The sequence below is a fragment of the Amycolatopsis sp. NPDC054798 genome (genome assembly GCF_053611505.1).
The window spans coordinates 1-20,022 of record NZ_JBSHAM010000123.1 but is presented as its reverse complement, the minus strand read 5'-3'; the positions used below and the strand labels follow the sequence as shown (position 1 = coordinate 20,022).

The window sequence follows — 20,022 nt, the reverse complement described above, 5'->3', positions numbered from 1 at the left end:
GGCACGGCACGGCACGGCACGGCACGGCACGGCACGGCACGGCACGGCACGGCACGGCACGGCACGGCACGGCACGGCACGGACGAGGATGCCCTTGCTGAGAACGGCTGAGAATTCTCAGCTGATTCTTCTCAGGAAAGCCTGAGGGTTTTCCACAGGCTGTTCATAAGCACGAGCGCGAGTCTTGGTTCATGACCGAGAACGAGAGCCGGCCCGGCCCCGCTGCCCCCGGTGGGCGCCAGCCGCACCAAAGCAGTGATCAGTACGGCCAGTACCGGGCCGGGTCGAGTCCGTTCGCCGCCCGCCAAGGGCATCCGAGTGGTGTCGAAGACGGCACCGCCGGGCAAGCCGGAATGCCGATGAGCGCCCAGGTTCCGGATGACGGCCGCCTCGGCGGGTCGATGCCGCGGGCCGAGCGGTCGGGGCCAGTCATGCCGCAGGGTGAGCGAAACAGCGCGAACGGTCCGTACGGCGACGCGCAGGCACCTCAGACTGCGCAGCATGGCGCTGAGATGCAGCACGGTGCCCAACAAGTTCCGGTGATGCCGCAGCAGAGCGTGCAGCAAAGGCCGTCGGCGGCGTATGACGCGCAGCAGACGGCCGCTGGCGGAACCCAGCACTCGGTGTCGAACGATGCGTTGCCCTCCAGCGGTGCCCAGCAATCCCGGCAGACCACCCCGAGCCAACCGAGCGCCGCGGGTCAGCACCAGCCGAACGCGGCCCCGCAGCCGGAACCCAACACCGCACCCCTGCCAAACCCGCACGCCGCACAACCCGGCACCCCGCGCTACGGACCGATGCCAGAACCCGCTCAACCGCCCGCCGCCCTGGCCGGTCCGCGAAAGCGACCCGGCCGTCTGGCTGCCCTCGTCGGAGCCACTGCGCTGGCTGCGGCCCTCCTCGGCGGAGGAGCCGGGGCGGCGATCGTCGGGCTGACGGGCAGTTCCAGTGCGTCCTCGACCACCGCGTCGTCCGCCGCCACCGGGCAGACCATCAGCAACACCACGGCTTCCGGGGATGTCAGCACCGTCGCCGCGAAGGTGGTGCCCAGCGTCGTTCAGGTGAACGTCACGACCGGACGCGGCACCGCGATCGGGTCGGGCGTCATTCTCACCGCCGACGGCCGGATCCTCACCAACGCGCACGTCGTGCAAGGGGCGCAGACTGTCACGGTCACCACGTCGGACGGCAAGAGGTACCAGGCCAAGGTCATCGGCGCGGACACCAAGAGCGACATCGCGGTGCTGCAGGCGCAGGGCACGAGCGGGCTCACCGCCGCGACGCTCGGCGATTCGGGCAAGCTCGCCGTCGGACAGCAGGTCATCGCGATCGGGTCGCCGGGCGGGCTGCAGAACACCGTCACCACCGGCATCGTCAGCGCGCTCAACCGGCCGCTTTCCGACGTCGGCGGCGGCGACCGCGGCGATCAGCAGAACTCGCCGTTCGGCAGGCAGACCTCGAACGTCACGTCCGGCCCCAGCTACACCGCGATCCAGACCGACGCCTCGATCAACCAGGGCAACTCGGGCGGCGCGCTCGTCGACAGCCGGGGTCAGGTGATCGGCATCAACTCCGCGCTCTACAGCCCGAACTCCTCAGCCGGCAGCGTCGGGATCGGGTTCGCCATCCCGATCAACGACGCCAAAAAGATCGTCGACCAGATCGTGAACAGCTGATCGGCACCCCGGAGGCGGACCGCGGTCGGGGCGGCCCGCCTCCGCTCCTCACACTTGGGACGATGAGGAACCTCGCCGCTCTCTCCGGGAATTCGGGGCCTGGAGAGAGCGGCTTTTTTTCACGCGCCCGGCAGCTCGTAGACCAGCGTGAACGTGTGCTTGCCCGCCTCGTCCACGGCGATGTCCGCCGATCCGGAGATGCCCGTCAGCTCGTCCGTCCCCGAGCCGGGAAGCAGGACCAGCGACAACCCTTCGTCCCCAGCCGTGTGCCGGAGAACGAAGCTGCCCTTCCGCCCGTCGACGGAGCCGGTAAAGCGCTCGAAGGCGACGTACGCACGCGACGTCTCGTTCGACGCCGTCAGCATCTCGACCCGGCTGCTGCCCTCGACCGCCCCGGTGAACGTCTTCTCGATCAGCACCTGCGCGAACGCCGTGCCCCCAGCCTCGTCCTGTGCCTGCGGCTCCCATTTGTCCAGCTCGAACGCGGCGACGGCGGTCATGGTCATGTTGCTGCTCCTCTGCGGGGAAACTCGATCCCGAACAGTCAACCGCCGATACCTGCCATCTCCTGTCAGGTATCTCAACGCCGCCGGTTGCCGAAGAGCCCGCGCGAGAACTCCCGCCCGAGCGAACTCGCCGCCGAGCGCATGAACGACTTCACCGCCGGGTTGCTCAGCATCTGCGAGATCATCCCCGGCTCCTCCTTCTCGGACTTGGGCGCGGCCGGTGCCTCGGGCTCCGCAGCCGGAGCGGACGGCTCAGCAGGTACCGCCTTCGCCGCCAACTTCTCGTACGCCGACTCCCGGTCGATCGTCTCCCCGTACTTCGCGTTCAGCTCCGACGACGCGACAGCCGCCCGGATCGCGTCCGCACCGATCGATCCCATCTTCGACCGCGGCGCACGCAGCCGCGTCCACGCGACCGGCGTCGGCGCGCCGCGTTCGGACAGCACCGTGACGATCGCCTCGCCGATCCCCAGCGACGTCAACGCAGTCTCGAGGTCGTAATGCGGCGACTTCGGATACGTCTTGACCGTGCGAGCCAACGCCTTCTGGTCGTCCGGCGTGAACGCGCGCAACGCGTGCTGCACCCGCGCGCCGAGCTGGGACAACACGTTGTTCGGGATGTCAGTCGGCAGCTGCGTGCAGAAGAACACGCCGACGCCCTTCGACCGGATGAGCTTCACCGTCTGCTCGATCCGCTCCAGGAACGCCTTCGACGCGTCGGAGAACAGCAGATGCGCTTCGTCGAAGAAGAACACCAGCTTCGGCTGGTCTAGGTCGCCTTCCTCGGGCAGTTCCTCGAACAGCTCGGCCAGCAGCCACATCAGGAACGTCGAGAACAGCGCCGGTTTGGACTGCAGGTTGTCCAGCTCCAGCAGTGTGATGACGCCCTTGCCGTCCTGCTGGCGCATCAGGTCGTGGACGTCCAGTTCGGGCTCGCCGAAGAACTCCTCGCCGCCCTGAGCCTCCAGATTGGACAGTGCGCGCAGGATCACGCCCGCCGTCGCCGCGGACACCCCGCCGATGCCCTTGAGGTCTTCCTTGCCCTCGTCACTGGTCAGATGGGTGATGACCGACCGCAGGTCCTTGGTGTCCAGCAAGGCGAGACCGCGCTGGTCGGCCCAGTGGAAAATCAGGCCGAGCGTCGATTCCTGGGTTTCGTTGAGCCCCAGCACCTTCGACAGCAGCACCGGCCCGAAGCTGGTGATCGTCGCGCGAACCGGAATCCCGGTGCCGCTGGTGCCGAGCGACAGGAACTGCACCGGACCCGCCGCGGGCGCCCAGTCGTCGCCCAGTTCCGCGGACCGTTTCGCGGTGCGGTCGCTCGCCTCGCCGGGCGCGGACAGCCCGGACAGGTCGCCCTTGACGTCGGCCAGCACGACCGGAACCCCGGCCGCAGACAGCTGTTCCGAGATCAGCTGGAGCGTCTTGGTCTTGCCGGTGCCGGTCGCGCCCGCGACGAGGCCGTGCCGGTTCAACGTCGCCAGCGGCAGCCGGACCGCGGCCGACGCCTCCGTCTTGCCGTCGATCACCACCGCGCCCAGCTCGACCGCCGCCCCGTCGCTCGCGTATCCCTGTGCGATCTCCGCCGCTGGTCCCGACGCTTGCTCGGCCACTGGCCGCACCCCGTTCCGAGTCCGAAATCACTCTTCGATGCACTGGCTGACCGAGCGTAACGCGCCGGAAGCCCAGGTGACGCCGCTGATATCCCCGTGTCGGGTTAGGGTGGTGCGGGTGAACGACCATCTTGTCTGGATCGACTGCGAGATGACGGGGCTGGACCTCGGCAAGGACGCGTTGATCGAAATAGCCGCGCTGGTGACCGACGCCGACCTGAACGTGCTGGGCGAGGGCGTCGACATCGTCATCCACGCCGACGACGCCAAGCTCGACGGCATGCCGCAGGTCGTCCACGACATGCACGCCAAGTCCGGCCTCACCGAAGAAGTCCGCGCCTCGACGACCACTCTCGCCGAGGCCGAGCAGCGCGTGCTGGAGTACATCCGCGAATGGGTCCCGGACCCGGCCAGCGCCCCGCTCGCCGGCAACTCGATCGCCACCGACCGCGGCTTCATCGCCCGCGACATGCCGGAGCTCGACGGCCACCTGCACTACCGGATGGTCGACGTGTCGTCGGTCAAGGAGCTCGTGCGCCGCTGGTACCCGCGGATCTACTACGCCAAGCCGGAGAAAGGCCTGGCCCACCGCGCGCTCGCGGACATCAAGGAGTCCGTCGGCGAACTCGAGTACTACCGCGCGATCGCCTTCGTCCCCCAGCCCGGCCCGACGAGCGACGAGGCCAAAGCCGCCGCCGCCGAAGTGCTGGAACGCCACCGAGGGTGACCCCCTGAAAAGCGCTCGCGGGCACCCGCTAGGATTGCTTCCAGCAAGGTGATCGCGAGATCTTTTGCCAGATGGTGGCTATAGCTCAGCTGGTAGAGCACCTGGTTGTGGTCCAGGAGGTCGCGGGTTCGAGCCCCGTTAGCCACCCGTACGCCCCGGCTTCACCGAGAACTTTTCGGCGAAGCCGGGGTTTTGTCGTTTCCGGGGTACAGTGGCGGTGCCGGTGTCGCGCAGGTCACTGGAGTTTCCCTCCTGCCCGGAAGCTGCCGTGCCGACCTCCACTCGGTCGGCTCACGGCGGGCTACCGCCGCTGACCAGGGCCGTTGCCCCGGCGGCACGAAAAGGGGACCCCCCTGAAACGGGGTCTGAACGCCCTGCTAATCTTTTCCACGTCGCCGAGGGAAACCACAGCGGCGGGAAGCACCAAGCGCCATTAGCTCAATTGGCAGAGCAGCTGGCTCTTAACCAGCGGGTTCGGGGTTCGAGTCCCTGATGGCGCACCCTCACTCCCCAGGTTCGAGAAGTTTCGGCCTGGGGATTTTGGTTTTCTGGAAGCTTTTCTTCCAGTTCCGGACTGTCCACTGTGGTCGTTGGCGAGCCCGAGGCGAGCCCAAGACTTCGCGCCGACTGCCGCGGGATGATCGCTGCCGTCGCTTCCGCGGCCGCGAACGACACCTGAGGCAAGACCGTCGTGTAGGTATCGGACGTGACGGTGATCGACGAGTGCCGCAGCATCCGCTGCACCACCTTCATCTCCGCCCCCGCCGCGAGAGCCAGCGTCGCGGCACCGTGCCGCAGGTCGTGCAGCCGGATCGGAGGCAACCCCGCCTGGCGGGACAACTCGTAGAACACGTCGGTCACGTAAGCGGGATGCAGCGGGCTGCCGTCCCACTGGGTGAAAGCCAAGTAGTGGTCTTTCCACTGCGACCCGAGACGCTCCCGGCCCACGTCCTGCAGCGCCAGATGCTGCGCGAGCACCAGGGCGGTGACCTGGTCGATCGCGACCGCGTACACCGACTCGTCCGTCTTCGGCGACGACTCCCCGTCTCCCAACCCCACTGCACAATCTGATTCGACACCCGCACCTCGCCCACCGCGAGGTCGATCTCCGAACGCCGCCGCCCGCACGCCTCGCCCCGGCGCAACCCGATGTGCGCGATCAGATGGAACAACGGATACAAGGGATGGTTCACCGCGACGTCGAGAAAACAGCCGGTCTGCTCCGGGGTCCACACCCATCACCGGGCACGGGATCTTCCCCGTCCACCGGCCACTGCAGCACCCGTTCCGCCGTCCACACCAAGGGCGTCCACCGCGCCGCCGGAGGCAGTTCCACGAGCGACGCCACGTTCACCACCAGCAGACCCTGCTTCACCGGCCGGTTCAGGCACGTCTTCAAGATCCCGTTGATCCGGTGGGTCGAGGACGGGCCGACCGGACGCTGCCACTTCACCGCCGCGATCTTCCGCGGGTCGCCGCTCTCGCGGTAGACCGCGATCAGCTCGTTGTGCTCCTCGATGGCGTCGGTCCCGGTGGGGCGCATCGCGTCCCACGGCGTCTTCCCGGCGAAGGGGGCCGTATCCCGGTATTTGCCGTAGACGCTGTGACCTCGGCGGCGCGCGCTCGCGTCGATCCCGCCGTGGCCGCCCTTGTTCGCACCGCCGATCACGAGGCCCTCCCCGACCGCCTCCGGACGAGCCAGGGGTTCGCGGATCAGGTCGAGGTCGAGGTCGAAAAAGTACTTCTGCTGTTTGGTCAGCAGGAAAACCATCTCATACCGGTTCGAGAGCCGGTCGCGCACGGATTCGGGCATGGCATTGGGCTTGTGCCACCCAATCGCGTTCCGCAGAATCCATCCGTCGGCCTGCAACGCGAACGCGACCCTCCACGGTATGCCGACCAGGTTCTTCCGCGGCAGTGACCGCGTGCGCGCGCTACCCCCGGCTTGTCGCACCGATTCCCGTGACGGTGCCGGCGTCCGCCAGGACACGGTGTGTTGCCGACGGCGCCGCTGCCGGAGACAAAACTGGCCGGTGTCGCTGCAATTGGTGATTTCGCTGATGCAGCCGGGGATGAGTTCAGCGGGGGCGCCTGGAGACTCTCAGTATCTGAAGCATCAGGGCGAGCGCCACAATGGCGCCCACAATTAAGATAGGCACCACATTGGACGACGTGAAGACAAGATAGGCCATCACGAGCGCGGCAACCACTAGCACTCCGGTGTAGATCCAGATGATCGTTTCTTTCTTCATGACCGCCTCGTCGAATACGGTGGGCGGGGCGTGATCACACCCCGCCCACCTGAAATGTCAGTAGTACAGATTTTGCAGGGTCCTGTATTCGGTCAGTCTAACGGGCTCCCTTGAAGTACCTGAAGGCCTTTCCGAGGGCACCGCCGCCGAAGCCCTTCGTCGCCCCGCTGATGGCACCGTCGATGAGCCCGTCGCGGATGTCGTTCCCCTTGCCACCGCCGATGGCGGCGCCGAGTCCTCCGAACGCGGCACCGAGCATTGCGCCGCCGACCACTCCGGCGACCAGGCAGCCCAGCCCCGCGGTGCTGGCGCATGCGGCGGCGGTGACCCCGGCAGCGATGTAGCCGCCGAGCTGCCCGCCGAGGTTGGACCCAAGGTTGGCAAGGCTGTAGGCGCCGGTGGGGTCGCTGTTGTTGATGGGATCGTTTTGGGCGTAGGCGTAGTGGTTGGCTTCTTGTCCGGTGGGGTCGGGGGTGAGGAATCGGCCCCAGCCGGGGAAGTACCAGCGGTAGCCGAGCAGCATGTCGACACCGTACTGGTATTGGCCGAGGTAGTGGAACGGGTTGTCTCCGCCGTTGGGTCCGGTGGCAGTGCTGCCGCCGTAAGGGTCGTAGCGGTAGGTCGCGGCGACAGCGCCGGTGGTGGAGATCAGGGCGACGACGCTGCCTTGGTAGTCGGTGACGATGTTGTAGCGGGCCCCGGCACCGGTTTTCTCGGTAACGATCGCGCCCTTCGGGTCTCGGGTCAGGCTGGTGCGTGCCCCGTTGTGCACGGCCTGGGTCATGCCCAATGCCGTCGTGGTGAATCGGTCGGTGGTGGTTCCGCTGCTGGTGGTGTAGGCGAGCTGGCGGGGTTGGGTTTGGTCGAGGGTGTCGTAGGTGGCGGTGAAGCTGTTGCCGGCGGCGTCGCTGCCGGAGACGAATTGGTTGGTGTCGCTGTAGTTGTTGGTTTCGGTGGGGTTGGTGGCGCCGGTGAGGTTGCCGGCGGTGTCGTAGCTGCGGGTGCGGCCGTCGTTGACGAGCTGGTCGGCGGCGTTGTAGGTGAAATTCGAGGTGCCGAGTTTGGTCATGTTGCTGGCGTTGTCGTAGCTGTAGCTGGTCGCACCGGCGGTCTTCAGGCGTTGCAGTGCGTCGTAGGCGTAGTTGGTGGTGCCGGTGGCATCGGTCTTGGACTGCATCTGGTCGGAGTCGACTCCGCCGGGGCGGGTGTAGCTGTAGGTGGTCTGCAGCAGTTGCGTTCCCGCCGCGTTTTTTACCGTCAGGCTGGTTTGGCGACCGGAGTTGTCGTAGCCGTTGGCCTGGGTTCCGGCACCGGGCCAGGTGGTGCTGGTGCGGCGGTCGGCGTTGTCGTAGCCGAACGTCGTGGTCTGCCCGAACGGGTCGGTCAGCGAGGTGAGCCGGTTCGCCGCGTCGTAGCCGTAGACCGTCTGGCCGCCGGGATCAGTGACGGAGGTGAGGTTCCCAGCGAGGTCGTACCCGTACGCGAGGTGCTCGTCGGGGCTGCTGTCGTCGGTACGGGTGTCGGTGAGCAGCTGCCCGCCGGTGTCGTAGCCGAAGACATGGGTGGCGGTGGCGGTGTCGCGGCGAGTGAGGCTGCCGTTGTTGTCGTAGGCCGCGGCCTGCAGCACGACGCCGTCGCTGTGGCGGGTGACGGACACGACGCGGTCGAGTTTGTCGTAGCCGTAGTCCAGCCGGATCCCGCGCCCGTCGGTCACCGAGGCGACTCGCGAGAGGGAGTCGTAGGTGTAGCGGGTGGTGCCGAGCGGGGTGGGCGGGGTGACGGTGGTGAGATTGCCCGTGTTGTCGTAGGCGTAGCCGGTGACGTGGCCGTTGCCGTCGACGCTGGTCGAGACCTGCCCGAACGGCTGGGTGTAGGTCAGGGTCTGCAGGTCGGCGTTCAGCCCGTCGGAGTGGATCTTCGTGACGTTCCCGGCGTTGTCGTAGCTGCGGGAGATCCTGTCCCCGGCCGGATCGGTGACCGTGGTCGGCAGGTGCGGGTGGGCGGCGTCGGTGTAGCCGACGCTCGTCTTCGCACCGGTCGGCAGCTGAGTGCCGATCAGGTTGTTGAACGGGTCGTAGGCGTTGGTCGTGCTGTTGTTCAGCCCGTCGGTCGCGATCTGCACGTCTCCGTTGGCGGTCCAGGACGCCTGCTGCTGATGTCCTAGCGCGTCGGTGGCCGAGGACTGACGGCCCTGGGCGTCGTATTTGTAGGTCGCGGAGTGCGCGTTAGCGTCGGTCTCGGTGGTCTGCCCGCTGCCGTAACCAAACGTGGTTTTGACCTGCCCGGCTTGGCGAGCGAACTTCACTTCGGTGACCCGATGAGCACCGTCGTAGCCGAAGCTGTAGGTGGTGCCGTTGGGGTCCTGAACCGAGGCGAGATCGCCGGTGCCGGTCCACGTGAGGTGCATCGACGTGCCGGACCGGTCGGTGAAATCGGTCAGCTGTCCGGCGTTGTTGTAGCGGTAGGTCGCCGCGGTGGTGCCGGTCGGGTCGGTGATCGCCGAGACCAGCCCGTTGCTGTAGCCGAAGGTCGTGACCCGGCCCTGGGTGTCGGTGATCGAGGCGGTGGTGCCGTCGGAGTTGTAGCGCGGGGTGACGGTGTTGCCGTTGCGGTCAGCCTCCGACAGCAGCCAGCCCGCGGGGCTGAACGTCCAGGTTTCGTTGGAGCCGTTGAAGGTTAGCAGGTATTTCCCACCAGGGGCTTTGGTGAGTTCGGCGTGCACGCCGGGAGCCGGGGTGTAGCTGCCGTCAGTCTTGTGCGTGAACGTGGCGCAGTAACCGGAATCGCCGTGCAGGACCACGTCTGAGCCGGTGAAGGTCAGGCCGACGTCCTGTCCGTGGCTGAGCGTCCAGCCGGTGCCGAAGCTGCCGCTGCCTGGACGCTGGTTGTTGTACACCTGCGACAGCGACAGGTTCTCTCCGGTGCCTTTGACGGTCAACTGCCGTTGCGTGATGGTGAGGTTTCCGTCGTGCGTGTTGACCAGCGCTTCCATCCGGTCCGAAATCTTGAACCGCTCCAACGGATACTGCGGCAGCAACCCGGTTTCCTGCACCCCGCACGACGACACCGCGGCCGCCGCCATGCCCGGCTTGTAGCCCGGCCGCCACGCAGCGGTCGGCGGTTGGCCCCCGGTCGGGGTTTTGTTCACTGTGGACGGTGGAGTCCACACCGTGACCGGCGGAGCCACCGTACGCGGCGCGGCAGACGCCGCGTACGGTACAGCGACCACCAGTGCCCCCAAGGTCACGGCGGAAACCGCCAATGCAGATCTGTGCCTCATATTCTTCCCCTCGAACGAACTGAGTGCAGCACGAACCGCGCCGGAAACACTCGGACCCGAGGTCTACAGGCCCTGGACGACACCAGACGGCGCGGCAGAACACGATCATGCAAACGGCTACATCGCGGACGGCAGTTGCTTTGTGACAACAACAAGGCCGAAAACATCGACAAGTCCCCGGTTTCACTCCGGTGGAGCAGTGACCGTGAACTAGACCCGTCATGTTGGTGAGCTAACCACGAAATGTTTCGATGCCGACGTAGCTGCGAATTCAACCATCGGGCTAACAGCTTCTCGCTAGAAGCGTCGGCTTCGCTCTCTGGCGCGCAGAAATCCAGTAGGAAGCTGAGATTCAGCCGCGGTCTCCGGCGGGTGGCAACGCCGACCGGCAGTTCTGTCTTTGGGTTGGCCGGCTTAGCCGCGTCCCCGTGCACGCCGGTAGTGGTGGCCGGAATGGCGTCAGGTCTCAACTTGCGGTGCGGAAGGCCAGAGGGCGCGACACCGGTAGGGCCCGCCATAGCGAGCCGACCCCAACTCGACGCGCGTCGCTGGATACCTCACGGTGACGCATCTGGATGCCTAGATCGGTAGCAGCTACTGAATCACCCGAGTGGACCCGTCCGAAGTCGCGGATCCATCCGTTCTAGATCCGACCATGCTCTTGCCCCCGCGCCACAGCACCGCTAGAAGACCAGCACGTGCTGGTCTTCTACGGCTGTTCGCGGATCGCAAGGCCTCAGGCCAGCCGCGATGCCACTCGTCCACGAGTCCTTGATCATCTCAGTCATCCTCGCCCGCGAGAAGGATTCTGCTCACCGAGGCCGCACCGAGCTGAGCAATCGCGCCGATCTTGCGGGTGGTGAGTTCCGGGTCGGCAGCCTTCACGTCACAGACCAACCTTCGCCGCCGCTCCCGCAGCTCGTTCGCTTTGCTGAGCGCCTCGCTGTGCGCCAGATCGGCGGCTTCCTTGACACGGATGACACCGTCCAGCAGACGTTACGGTCGCCCACTCGCTCCGCCAGTGGTGCGGCTTGGCGAAGCCGGTCGCGACCAGTCCATGCGTTGCCAGCGCGGACTGCCGCCACTGCGGCGATCAGCAGGAGAGCTCCCGACAGTGCCGCAGCGTCGAGACGGTCCGGTCCGAGCGCCGCTCGAAGATCTGCGAGGGCCTTCATAGCTTCATCCTCGGCAGCCTCGGCGTGGCCGTCGGCGAGCATGACCTGGATGAGATTCCAACGAACTCCGGCCGCTCGAATGGGGTCGTCCGCTTCTTCGGCCGCCCGCTGCGCGCGATCGGCAGCCAGCAGCGACAAATCAACAGTGCGCCGACCGCGAACAGCGCTCCCATCCGCCTGAGCCGACCGCGTCCCGCCGCTCCGCGACCAACGTCAGCGCAGGCATCCCCAAACGAGAACTGCCCAGGACTAGCACCCCGGACGGATTCCCGTCCGGAGTGAGCACGCCAGGCAGTTCGTCGGGCCAGCTGTTCGTGTTGAGCGGGTGCACGGGCTCGTGGCAGGAGAAAGTGATCCAGCCGCGGCCAGGCCTCGCAGGCTCATACGCGCGCAACGTCGCGGTGCCGCTGCCGAAACCCGATGTACGCCGCCGGACATTTCAACCGCGAGTGTCGTGGCTAGCACCATCGTCCGCTGTCCTTGTTCAGACGATGCCCTCGAGGACAGACCATCAAGAACGCGCAACTCGACCTGCCGGTCGGGCGACCCTGCGGATGGGCCGGCTGAGGAGTCCGGCCGCGGCGCACACAAGCAGCGCGGCCGTACACACGAAGGCCCCGGCTCGAGGTCCGAGCGCATGGGCAACCGAGCCGATGATGTTGTTGGTCGCCAACAGAGTCACGCTCTGGATCACCGAGAGGATTGCCTGGACACGAGCGAGATGCGTATCAGGAGCGGCGCTGAGGAGCAGCGGGCTGAGGTGGCTGACGAACATGCCGCTCGCCGCGCCGACGCCTATCGCGCCCGTGATGGCCATCGGCAGCGCCGGCGTGAGGCCGACCGCCAGTTCCCCCACGGCGACCACAGCCAGCGCGAGCGCGGCAACAATGCCGGGGCGGGCGAAGATCCCGCGGCGACTGATAATCAGGGTTACGACAATCGTGCCCATGCTCTGGGCTCCGACCACAAACCCCGCACCGGTCGAACCCCATCCGTGCTCTCGCGCCAGCAGCGGGATAAGCAGAGAAACAAAAGGCAGCACGAACCCCGCCGCGCCCGCCACGAGCAACAGTACGGGTCCCAGTCCGGAGGTCCTGACCGCGATCTGGATCCCTTCCCACACCTCGCGCAGGATGTGCTTGCGCTGCGCGGGCGACGGCGGGGTGAACGGCGGACGCACCATAACCAGAACGACCAGCACCACAGCGAAGGTAATCGCGTCGACCCATGCCGCTGCGGAGAGTCCGGCAAATGCCACCAACGCACCACCGATAGGAGCACCGACCAGACTAATCACCTGCGTTCCGCTCTGACGAAGCGCGACTGCCCGCGGGAGCAGTTCGGGCTCGACGAGCCGGCGGGGCATCGATCCGGACGAGGGCAGGTAGAAGGCGTCGTTCGTACCGACTATGAGAGCTGCTATCACGAGAATGGCCAACGGTGCCCCAGCTGCCCCCGACACGACAGCCAGTGTTGCGGCGACGACCAGCATCACGGCATCACCGATGATCATGACCTGTCGGGCACCGAGCCGATCGCCGACGGCACCGCCGAACAGGAGCAGAATCGTCCGCGGCAGCGCGACCGCCGACAGAACCCATCCGGCCGCCAGGCCGCCGTGAGCCGAGGCCGCCCACCCCAATGCGAAGTACAAAGCGGCGTCGCCGAGCTGCGACACCAGAGCACCGCCCAGCCAGACGTGAAAAATGCGGGGAAGCACGGTTTTCTCCGCTGTACTGGACGATGCTGTCACCACGAATCTCCCCCAGTGGCGCACGTGCGCGACCGGCATTCCGGCCGTCGGAAGCCACCCACAGCATGCTCGACCTCGGCTGCAAATACCAAGAGCGACCGATCATATCCACGGCGTGCGGACAGCATTACAGCGAATGGGGGCCCGGGTGGGCCGGGAGCCCAAACCGGGACTGTGATGCTTGGTCTGCCTTCGACGTTGGCAGGGATCGTGAACGGCGCGAACTCAGCTTGAGCTGCTACAGCAGCCACCGGGTCGGAACGCCGCGGCTCACCGATTGCCAGTTTCGGACGTGAACAGACGGGACCGAGCTCGACACCCACTCGGTTGTGCACAGCCCGCGCACGTGCGGCGTCCAGCAACGCGAGCTCGCCTGATAGTTCGGCCGGCACCACAGCGGCTCCGAGCCGCCGCAGCAGCCTGGCCACCTCCTGCAGATCGTTCTCGCGTCAGACAGGGACCGGCAGTTGCGCAACATTTGCGACCCAGGCCGTGAAATAAGCGGCGGTCGCTTCTTCTCTCAACCGAATGTCGGTTTCGACCAGTTCATGGCCGACCCTCTCGAGCGCGTCGGCTGCGGCATGCACGGCATCGCGGATACGGGCATCGACCGACGCGAGTATTGCGCCCGAGCACACGCCCACGCGCTGGCGCTTCTGTTGCGGCTCAGGGCGAAAGTATCCGAACGCCGCCGCGACTGTCCGGGCATCAGCGACATTTCGGCGAGTACACCCTCTGTTGACATCGCGCGCCACGACGTCGGAAGGTCTGGGCCGCTTGGTTTATAGCCAACTATCCCGTTGAACGCAGCGGGGATTCGTACAATGCCTGTCCTGGTCGAAAATGCCGTCATCGGCTGTGAACTGGGGATTCAGGCGGCTGGTAGATAGTCGTTGAGTAGTCCTGCAAGGCGTCGTATGCGCTTGATCCGGTCCGGCGGGGTGGGCAATGGGACCACGTTCGGGTCGTCATCGGATGCTCGTAATCCAACGCCGTGGCCTTGGTGGCTGCGGTCGGCGTTGTAGTGGTCGACGTACGTCTCAAGCACGTGGCTGGAGTGGTTACGTCCGGTGATAAGCAGCCGGGCGGTGCATTCGCGGCGGAGCGAGCAGATCCAGCGTTCGGCGATCGCGTTCATCCGCGGTGCTTGTGGTGCGGTAAGCACCATGTCGATGCCGATAGAGGCGAACGCCGCGTGGAATTTGGCGTCCCGATCGCGGATCAGGTGGGTGAACCGGTGTCCGCTGTCTTCAAGATCTGCAGCGAGGTCGCGGGCCAGTGGGGTTGCCCAGGCTCCGGTCGGGTGGCCGGTGACGCCGAGCAGGCGGACCCGCCGGGCGCGGTGCTCGATGACGAACGCCGCGTACAGGCGCTTGAGCGTGACGGTGTCAATGCGGAAGAACTCGATCGCGAGAAGACCGTCGGCTTGGGCACGCAGGAACGTGCGCCACGTGTCGCCACGGCCGGTGGGCGACGGTATTCGGTGGCCGCGCAGGATCCGGCGGATGGTGGAGGCGGCGATGCGGTGCCCGGCCGGCCCAGCTCGCCTTGGATGCGGACCACGCCCCAGGTTCGGTTCTCCATTGCCAGGCGCACGATCAGCGTGGTGATCTCGTCGCTGATCGGCGGACGGCCCGGCGGTTTCGGTTGACGCCACTTCCTGACCACGAGCACCGCCCGGTCGGCCCAGTCCAGTCGTGGGCGAGGGTTCGTGCGGCTCAGAACGGCGACCTCATGGCGTAGCGCGAGTATCTCCGCGTCCTTGAAGGCTGAGCCCCGCGCCAGCAGCGTCAGCCAGGACAACACCTGGACCAAGATCCTCTACGACAGCCGAACAATCACAGAACACCGATCAACGAATGCCACAAACAGCAGGTCAAGGCTAACGACCGAGTTCTCGACCAGGACAGCCGGCACTGTCCCAAGCCGCGGTATTGCTGAGCACTGCCCGGTTCGTTCTCTTACCGCTGGGTTGCGTTGTCGTGGCCGTGGAACCCCTCCGCAAGGCAATCCTCTGCCATTACCGGCGAATTCGGCTCTATTCGTTCTGGCGGTGGCTGCGCAGCGCAACTCCAGAACTGACGCTCACGCCGACGACTTCTCGCTGGCGCGACCTATTCGACACCGACAGTTCGTGGGAAGTCCTGCACCAACACGTAATCGAAGTTCGGGACAGCACATCTACCTCTATGACACACGGGCCTTCAGCAACCTGCTCACCTGGGCTGACGACTACGCCAAAACCATCCCGCGCCGCACCACGCACCCGGAGCTGATCACTACGGCTTGCTGGCTCGTGGTCGCCCACCGTTCGGCGTTGACGAACAACGCACCCAGAACGAATGAGATACTCGAAAGCGAGTGGCTGCCCCGCGCGGCGGCCGACGCGACCATGCGCTAGGAGACACGTTACTTCCTGGAACTCTATCGCACGACCCGGTCTCAGGCGGTCCGGACATTCGCCGACAAGATCGCGCCTTCGGCGAATGCCCGTCTTGCCTCCTCGGCGCACATCGGATCAAGCAGGCCTCAGCGACCAGGAGCAACGTGATTCGCATCGCGGTATGATCAGATGCCGTGATGCACTCGCCCTCGATAGCGTCCCTGGATCTGGATATTCCCATCGGTATCGGTTCCGCCAGCATGCGAGGCGAACTGTGCAAACCTCCGCAGCCCCGGGGAGTACAAGTCCTCTTGCACGGAGCTGGTTTCACCAGCAAGTACTGGTCCATGACACCGGCGGATCAGTACTCCTACACGAACCGCGCATGGCGGGCGAACTGGGCGACGTTGAACATGGACCGACCCGGCCATGGCAGTTCGACACGCCTGTTCTCCGAGCAACCGACAGCGCCTGTTGTCGTCGATGCCCTGGTGACATTGTTGCATGACCTCAAACGAGGAAAATACGGATCATTTGACCAGATTGTGCTCGTCGGCCACAGCGCCGGGACCGCCCTTGCACTCTATGCATGTCGGTGCCACCCGGAAATCGCCGCCATCCTCTCCGGGATAGCGCTTACTGGCATGGTGCATGCACCCGACCTGGCCGAAGTGGCCGTGCCGCCCGACGCAGTCCATGCAGCGAATCGCGAATCTCGATTCGCTGAACTAGATGACGGCTGGATCACCACGGTACCCGGCCGGCGCGAGGACTTGTGGTGGTCTCCGGCCAGCCCGGCAGACCTCTTGCGACAGGACGAGAACACCAAGGGGATCTGGTCGCGCGCTGAACTCGCCGGCGCACGTGAGATGTGGACGACCCCGATTACCGTGCCAGTCCCGCCGATACTGGTGATCTCCGGGCAGCAAGACAACTCGTTCTGTCCTGCGAGTGCGCGGGCCGGGCGATGCCGAGACACCCAAGCCCTGTCAGAGCACGAAGCACGGTTCTTCCCACGAGGCACCAGACTGACGACTCACCTTGTCCCAGGGTGGGGACACGTCCTCTCGCCGTCTGATGAAGCTTCGCGTTATATCTTGGCATGGCTCGGACACCTATAACCCGGCCCGTCAATCTTTTGACCGCACGACGGCACCAGGCCAGGAGCGCGGTTGGCGCATCCCGCCTGTGAGCCACCTCTCGATCCGCTTGAGGTCATAGCGAAGGTATCCCTGCTGACCTGACAGGTCGAGCCCGGCTGGGTGGCGTAGGCAACGGCGCACGGACCCAGACGACATAGTCGGCCCTGTGCGTGCCGAAAACCACGTCCATGGGAGTCAAACGGCCTGTCTGTACTCATGGAAGACTCCGCCGAGGCGGTCCTGTCGGCGTATCACGAGGCGTTCGATCCGCTCGGGTTCAAGTGCCTGGGGGTCGGGCTCGCATGGGTGCCGCGGCGGCCAGCGACCGGTGGGTTCGATGCAGGTTGCAGTGCTGCTCGTACTCACGAAGCGCATGCCTGAGGTGAGCATCGTTCCAGATCAGCGTGCGGTCCAGCAGTTCGGCCCGCAGCGTCTTCACTCAGCGTTCCATGATCGCGTTCACACGAGGCATCCGAACACCGGCCAGCACAGTGGCGAGCTTGGCGCGCCACGGAGGATCTCATCGATCAACTCGGGGTACTTCGCATCGCGGTCGCGGACGAGGAACCTGACCTGCACAACGTGCCCGGCGTCCGCCAGGTCCATCAACAGATTGCGACCAACCTGCGGCACCCAGGCATGTGTGGGGTGCGCGGTGGTACCGAGAACGCGGACCCGGCCAGCATGGGGGATGGCAACGAGGATGTACTGCCGCTGCCCGGTAAGGGTGACGGTCTCAATGAGATCCATCGCCAGGATCGCCTCCGCCTGGAAGCGCAGGAAGTCAGCCCACCTGACTGTCGTCTGTTGCGGCGCCGAGTCGACACCGTCGGCCTTGAGGGTCTCCCACACGGTCGAGGGCGCGACCTTGATGATGCCACCGCAGCACCGTGTCCGGACTGACCACAAGCCGGAGCCGACGCAACACCGCGCGCGGCAGCGGCACCGGCAACATCGAGAGGAATATCCTGTCCTCGGGACGAAGTCGCGGACGCTGGCCACCGAGCTGTCGCTGCAAGATGGTCAGTCGATGGCGCAGGGCGAGGATCTCAACGTCCCTCTCGCGGTCGGTCATCGACAGTAGCCGCAACACAGCGAACACGCGGACCACGGCGAGATAGACGAAGCGCACCAGCACGACACGCGATCATGCCGGACCACGAGCGGCCATCGACCGACAGCTCTTGATCTGCACGGATGCATTTCTCGGCACGTACCAGGCTATGAAAATGCGATGTACTTTATATTTCTTGTCAGGCCACAATTCGCAAGCTGCATTCCTGTCCGGGCGTCGCCGCAGGACGAATAACGCCAGTTTCTCCATCACCTCGCCCATTCATCGAAACACCCCATGGACAGGCAACGGCGAACCAAGCACAGCGTGTCGAAACCTGACGACACGCCGCGAATACGTCACCCGGCAGCCCAGTCGGCGCGGGTATGGCGCAGGTGTGCGTGCACCAGATCCTTAAGCCCGTCCCAATCGCGGGCCGCGATCGCGGCCAGGATGTCCCGGTGTTCCCTGGCGGCCCCGGTGAGACGACGGCCTTCGGCGAGTTTCTCCAACCCGTAGAGCCTGGTCTGGTTGCGCAAGCCGGCGATGCTGTCGACCAGGCGCCGGTTCCCCCCGAGCGCAAGCAGTTCCAGGTGGAACCGTCGGTCCGCATCGAGGAAGCGAGCCACGTCGCCTGCCTCTGCGGCGTCTTCGATGGCTTCCGCCAGACTGTCCAGCCGGTCGAGGTCGGCGCGCTGAGCTTTCGCTCCCGCCGACAGGGTGGCCGGCACCTCGAGCAGTTGGCGCAGCTCGTAAATTTCGTCCAGGTCCTGTTCGCTCATCGCGACGACCCGGTAGCCGCGGTTGCGCACCGGCTCCATCAGACCCTCGTTGACCAGCGTGAGCATCGCCTCACGCACGGGGCTGCTGGACACGCCCAGCCGGGACGCGAGCGCCGCCGCCGAGTAGATGTCGCCCGGGCGGATCTCGCCCGACACCATCGCCTGCCGCACGACCTCAAGCACCTGCTCCCGCAGGTTGGTGTGCTGCAGCCGAACTCCCGCGTCCTCGCTCAAGTCTCCACCCCCTTCGTCGTTCGGGCTTGACTTGCCAGCCCTTGTGGCGCATCTTACTCGTTACCGGTCAACGGTAACCGGTAGCCGGTTACTAAGGAGTAACTTATGGCTGAAGCGCAGGAACGCCGCTCGCGAAGCGGCGCGGTCTGCACGATCGCAAACGGCGCGTTGCGCGGCGTCCGGCCTGATCCCGGCCGCCCGACCGTTCTCCACGGCCACGGGCGCCCACCTCGTCGCTCCCGCCGGGGGCCTGCCTGAGGACCACTGCCTCACATGCCAGTCCGCGCCCGACCTCCGATGTCGTGCTGGACACTGAACCGAGAGGACCAACCGTGTACATCGTGTCCGCCGACGAGACCGCGAACGCACTCCCGTTCGACGCCTTGATTCCGGCGCTCCGCGAAGGCTTCGCCCGAGGAGCCGCCACCCCGCCCCGTCACCACCACCGGATCGACGAGAGCGCCGGCGCCACGCTGCTGGTGATGCCCTCTTGGCGAGCCGGCGGCCTGCTGGGGGTCAAGCTCGTCAACGTCTTCCCCGGCAACGGCGCGCTCGGCCGCCCGGCCCTGTCCTCGGCCTACGTGCTGGCCAGCGCGGACACCGGCGAACACCTCGCGGTCATCGACGGAAACGAACTGACCCGCCGGCGCACCGTCGCGACCGCGGCATTGGCGTCCTCCTACCTGGCACGCCCCGACAGCCGGACCCATCTCGTCGTCGGCGCCGGTCACATCGGCTCGCTCGCCGCCGAGGCGCACGCCGCCGTCCTCGGCATCACCACCGTCCTGGTGCACGACCAACGCCGGGAGTCAGCCGAACAGCTTGTCCTCCGGATTCGGCAGTCCGGGGTCGACGCCCAGGTTGCAGACGATCTCGACGCAGCCGTGCCCGAGGCCGACGTCATCTCCTGCGCCACTCTCGCCACCAGTCCGATCATCCGGGGCGAACTCCTCCGCCCGGGAACGCATCTCGATCTTGTCGGCAGCTTCCGCCCGGACATGCGGGAGGCCGACGACGCCTGCCTCACTCGCGGCGTCTTGTACATCGACAGCGCCATCGCACTCGACGAGTCCGGCGACCTCACCCAGCCCCTCGCCGCCGGCGTCATCACCCCCGACGCGGTGACCGCCACCCTGCCCCAGCTCTGCCGAGGCGAAGCACTCGGCCGCCGCGGCGACCGCCAGATCACCGTCTTCAAGGCCGTCGGTACCGCCCTCGCCGACCTCGCCGCGGCCGAACTCGTCCACCGCCGCGTCCTCCAGCCCGCCGGCTGACCACCCTGGGAGTCCCCGTGTCCGTGCCCGATTCACCCCCCGCCGCCGAATCCGCCCGCGGCCGGCTGGCCCGCGTGGCCACCCGCAGCGCGGCGTGGTCGGAAAAGTGGTTCCCCAACACCCTCGTCTTCGCCTTGCTCACGGTCACGGTGGTCGCCGTCGCCGCGATAG

General features: G+C 66.3%; 16 protein-coding genes, 2 tRNA genes and 1 pseudogene. 7 read left to right on the top strand and 12 right to left on the bottom strand.

Annotated features, from left to right (window positions below; all coding sequences use genetic code 11):
* Window positions 1-797 precede the first annotated feature (797 nt).
* Complete coding sequence (locus ACWGIC_RS40410; RefSeq protein WP_452081235.1) at window positions 798-1,676, top strand: S1C family serine protease; 879 nt, start codon at window positions 798-800, stop codon at window positions 1,674-1,676.
* 119 nt (window positions 1,677-1,795) lie between these two features.
* Here the strand turns inward: ACWGIC_RS40410 and ACWGIC_RS40405 are convergent, their stop codons facing one another.
* The gene (locus ACWGIC_RS40405; protein ID WP_452081234.1) at window positions 1,796-2,182 is read right to left on the bottom strand and encodes a DUF3224 domain-containing protein; all 387 of its coding nucleotides are present in this window, start codon (window positions 2,180-2,182) and stop codon (window positions 1,796-1,798) included.
* A gap of 74 nt (window positions 2,183-2,256) precedes the next feature.
* A complete protein-coding gene (locus tag ACWGIC_RS40400; RefSeq protein WP_452081233.1) occupies window positions 2,257-3,795 on the bottom strand; it encodes a helicase HerA-like domain-containing protein in 1,539 nt (512 codons plus the stop codon).
* 118 nt (window positions 3,796-3,913) lie between these two features.
* On the opposite strand from ACWGIC_RS40400, the gene orn reads away from it, so the two are divergent.
* The 3 genes from orn to ACWGIC_RS40385 all read left to right on the top strand — a co-directional run bounded on the left by orn (window position 3,914) and on the right by ACWGIC_RS40385 (window position 5,022).
* Window positions 3,914-4,522 carry an oligoribonuclease gene (orn, locus tag ACWGIC_RS40395; protein ID WP_452081232.1) on the top strand — a complete coding sequence of 203 codons (609 nt, stop codon included), beginning with the start codon at window positions 3,914-3,916 and terminating at the stop codon, window positions 4,520-4,522.
* 74 nt (window positions 4,523-4,596) lie between these two features.
* Window positions 4,597-4,669 (top strand) — tRNA-His (locus ACWGIC_RS40390).
* 280 nt (window positions 4,670-4,949) lie between these two features.
* Window positions 4,950-5,022, top strand: a tRNA-Lys gene (locus tag ACWGIC_RS40385).
* A 193-nt stretch (window positions 5,023-5,215) separates the two neighbouring features.
* Here the strand turns inward: ACWGIC_RS40385 and ACWGIC_RS40380 are convergent.
* The 7 genes and pseudogenes from ACWGIC_RS40380 to ACWGIC_RS40350 form a co-directional block, all read right to left on the bottom strand.
* Window positions 5,216-5,761, bottom strand: a pseudogene (locus tag ACWGIC_RS40380) (tyrosine-type recombinase/integrase); the annotation flags it as partial.
* On the bottom strand, window positions 5,712-6,476 hold the full coding sequence (locus ACWGIC_RS40375; protein ID WP_452081231.1) for a DNA methyltransferase: 765 nt from the start codon (window positions 6,474-6,476) through the stop codon (window positions 5,712-5,714). The pseudogene ACWGIC_RS40380 and the gene ACWGIC_RS40375, both read right to left, overlap by 50 nt.
* A 124-nt stretch (window positions 6,477-6,600) precedes the next feature.
* On the bottom strand, window positions 6,601-6,774 hold the full coding sequence (locus ACWGIC_RS40370; RefSeq protein ID WP_452081230.1) for a hypothetical protein: 174 nt from the start codon (window positions 6,772-6,774) through the stop codon (window positions 6,601-6,603).
* A 97-nt stretch (window positions 6,775-6,871) separates the two neighbouring features.
* Window positions 6,872-10,021: an RHS repeat-associated core domain-containing protein gene (locus tag ACWGIC_RS40365; protein WP_452081229.1), complete on the bottom strand. Its 3,150-nt coding sequence runs from the start codon at window positions 10,019-10,021 to the stop codon at window positions 6,872-6,874.
* Between the two features lie 1,719 nt (window positions 10,022-11,740).
* Window positions 11,741-12,982, bottom strand: a complete 1,242-nt coding sequence (locus tag ACWGIC_RS40360; RefSeq protein ID WP_452081228.1) for an MFS transporter — start codon at window positions 12,980-12,982, stop codon at window positions 11,741-11,743.
* 449 nt (window positions 12,983-13,431) lie between these two features.
* Window positions 13,432-13,737, bottom strand: coding sequence for a hypothetical protein (locus ACWGIC_RS40355; protein ID WP_452081227.1), 306 nt, complete (start codon window positions 13,735-13,737; stop codon window positions 13,432-13,434).
* A 116-nt stretch (window positions 13,738-13,853) separates the two neighbouring features.
* Window positions 13,854-14,639 (bottom strand): integrase core domain-containing protein, encoded by a 786-nt coding sequence (locus tag ACWGIC_RS40350; RefSeq protein ID WP_452081226.1) that lies wholly within the window; start codon window positions 14,637-14,639, stop codon window positions 13,854-13,856.
* A 325-nt stretch (window positions 14,640-14,964) separates the two neighbouring features.
* Between ACWGIC_RS40350 and ACWGIC_RS40345 the strand changes: the two genes are divergently transcribed.
* Both ACWGIC_RS40345 and ACWGIC_RS40340 read left to right on the top strand, forming a co-directional pair.
* Window positions 14,965-15,258 carry a DUF6545 domain-containing protein gene (locus tag ACWGIC_RS40345; protein ID WP_452081225.1) on the top strand — a complete coding sequence of 98 codons (294 nt, stop codon included), beginning with the start codon at window positions 14,965-14,967 and terminating at the stop codon, window positions 15,256-15,258.
* 304 nt (window positions 15,259-15,562) lie between these two features.
* Window positions 15,563-16,486: an alpha/beta hydrolase gene (locus ACWGIC_RS40340; RefSeq protein ID WP_452081236.1), complete on the top strand. Its 924-nt coding sequence runs from the start codon at window positions 15,563-15,565 to the stop codon at window positions 16,484-16,486.
* A gap of 480 nt (window positions 16,487-16,966) precedes the next feature.
* On the opposite strand, the gene ACWGIC_RS40335 is transcribed toward ACWGIC_RS40340, so the two are convergent.
* The 3 genes from ACWGIC_RS40335 to ACWGIC_RS40325 form a co-directional block, all read right to left on the bottom strand.
* The gene (locus ACWGIC_RS40335; protein ID WP_452081224.1) at window positions 16,967-17,359 is read right to left on the bottom strand and encodes a hypothetical protein; all 393 of its coding nucleotides are present in this window, start codon (window positions 17,357-17,359) and stop codon (window positions 16,967-16,969) included.
* A complete protein-coding gene (locus ACWGIC_RS40330) occupies window positions 17,292-17,645 on the bottom strand; it encodes a hypothetical protein (protein WP_452081223.1) in 354 nt (117 codons plus the stop codon). Before ACWGIC_RS40330 ends, ACWGIC_RS40335 begins: the two co-directional genes overlap by 68 nt.
* 275 nt (window positions 17,646-17,920) lie before the next feature.
* Entirely contained in the window at window positions 17,921-18,577 is a 657-nt protein-coding gene (locus ACWGIC_RS40325; RefSeq protein WP_452081222.1) for a GntR family transcriptional regulator, read from the bottom strand.
* A gap of 332 nt (window positions 18,578-18,909) precedes the next feature.
* On the opposite strand from ACWGIC_RS40325, the gene ACWGIC_RS40320 reads away from it, so the two are divergent.
* Window positions 18,910-19,851: an ornithine cyclodeaminase family protein gene (locus tag ACWGIC_RS40320; RefSeq protein ID WP_452081221.1), complete on the top strand. Its 942-nt coding sequence runs from the start codon at window positions 18,910-18,912 to the stop codon at window positions 19,849-19,851.
* Window positions 19,852-20,022 lie beyond the last annotated feature (171 nt).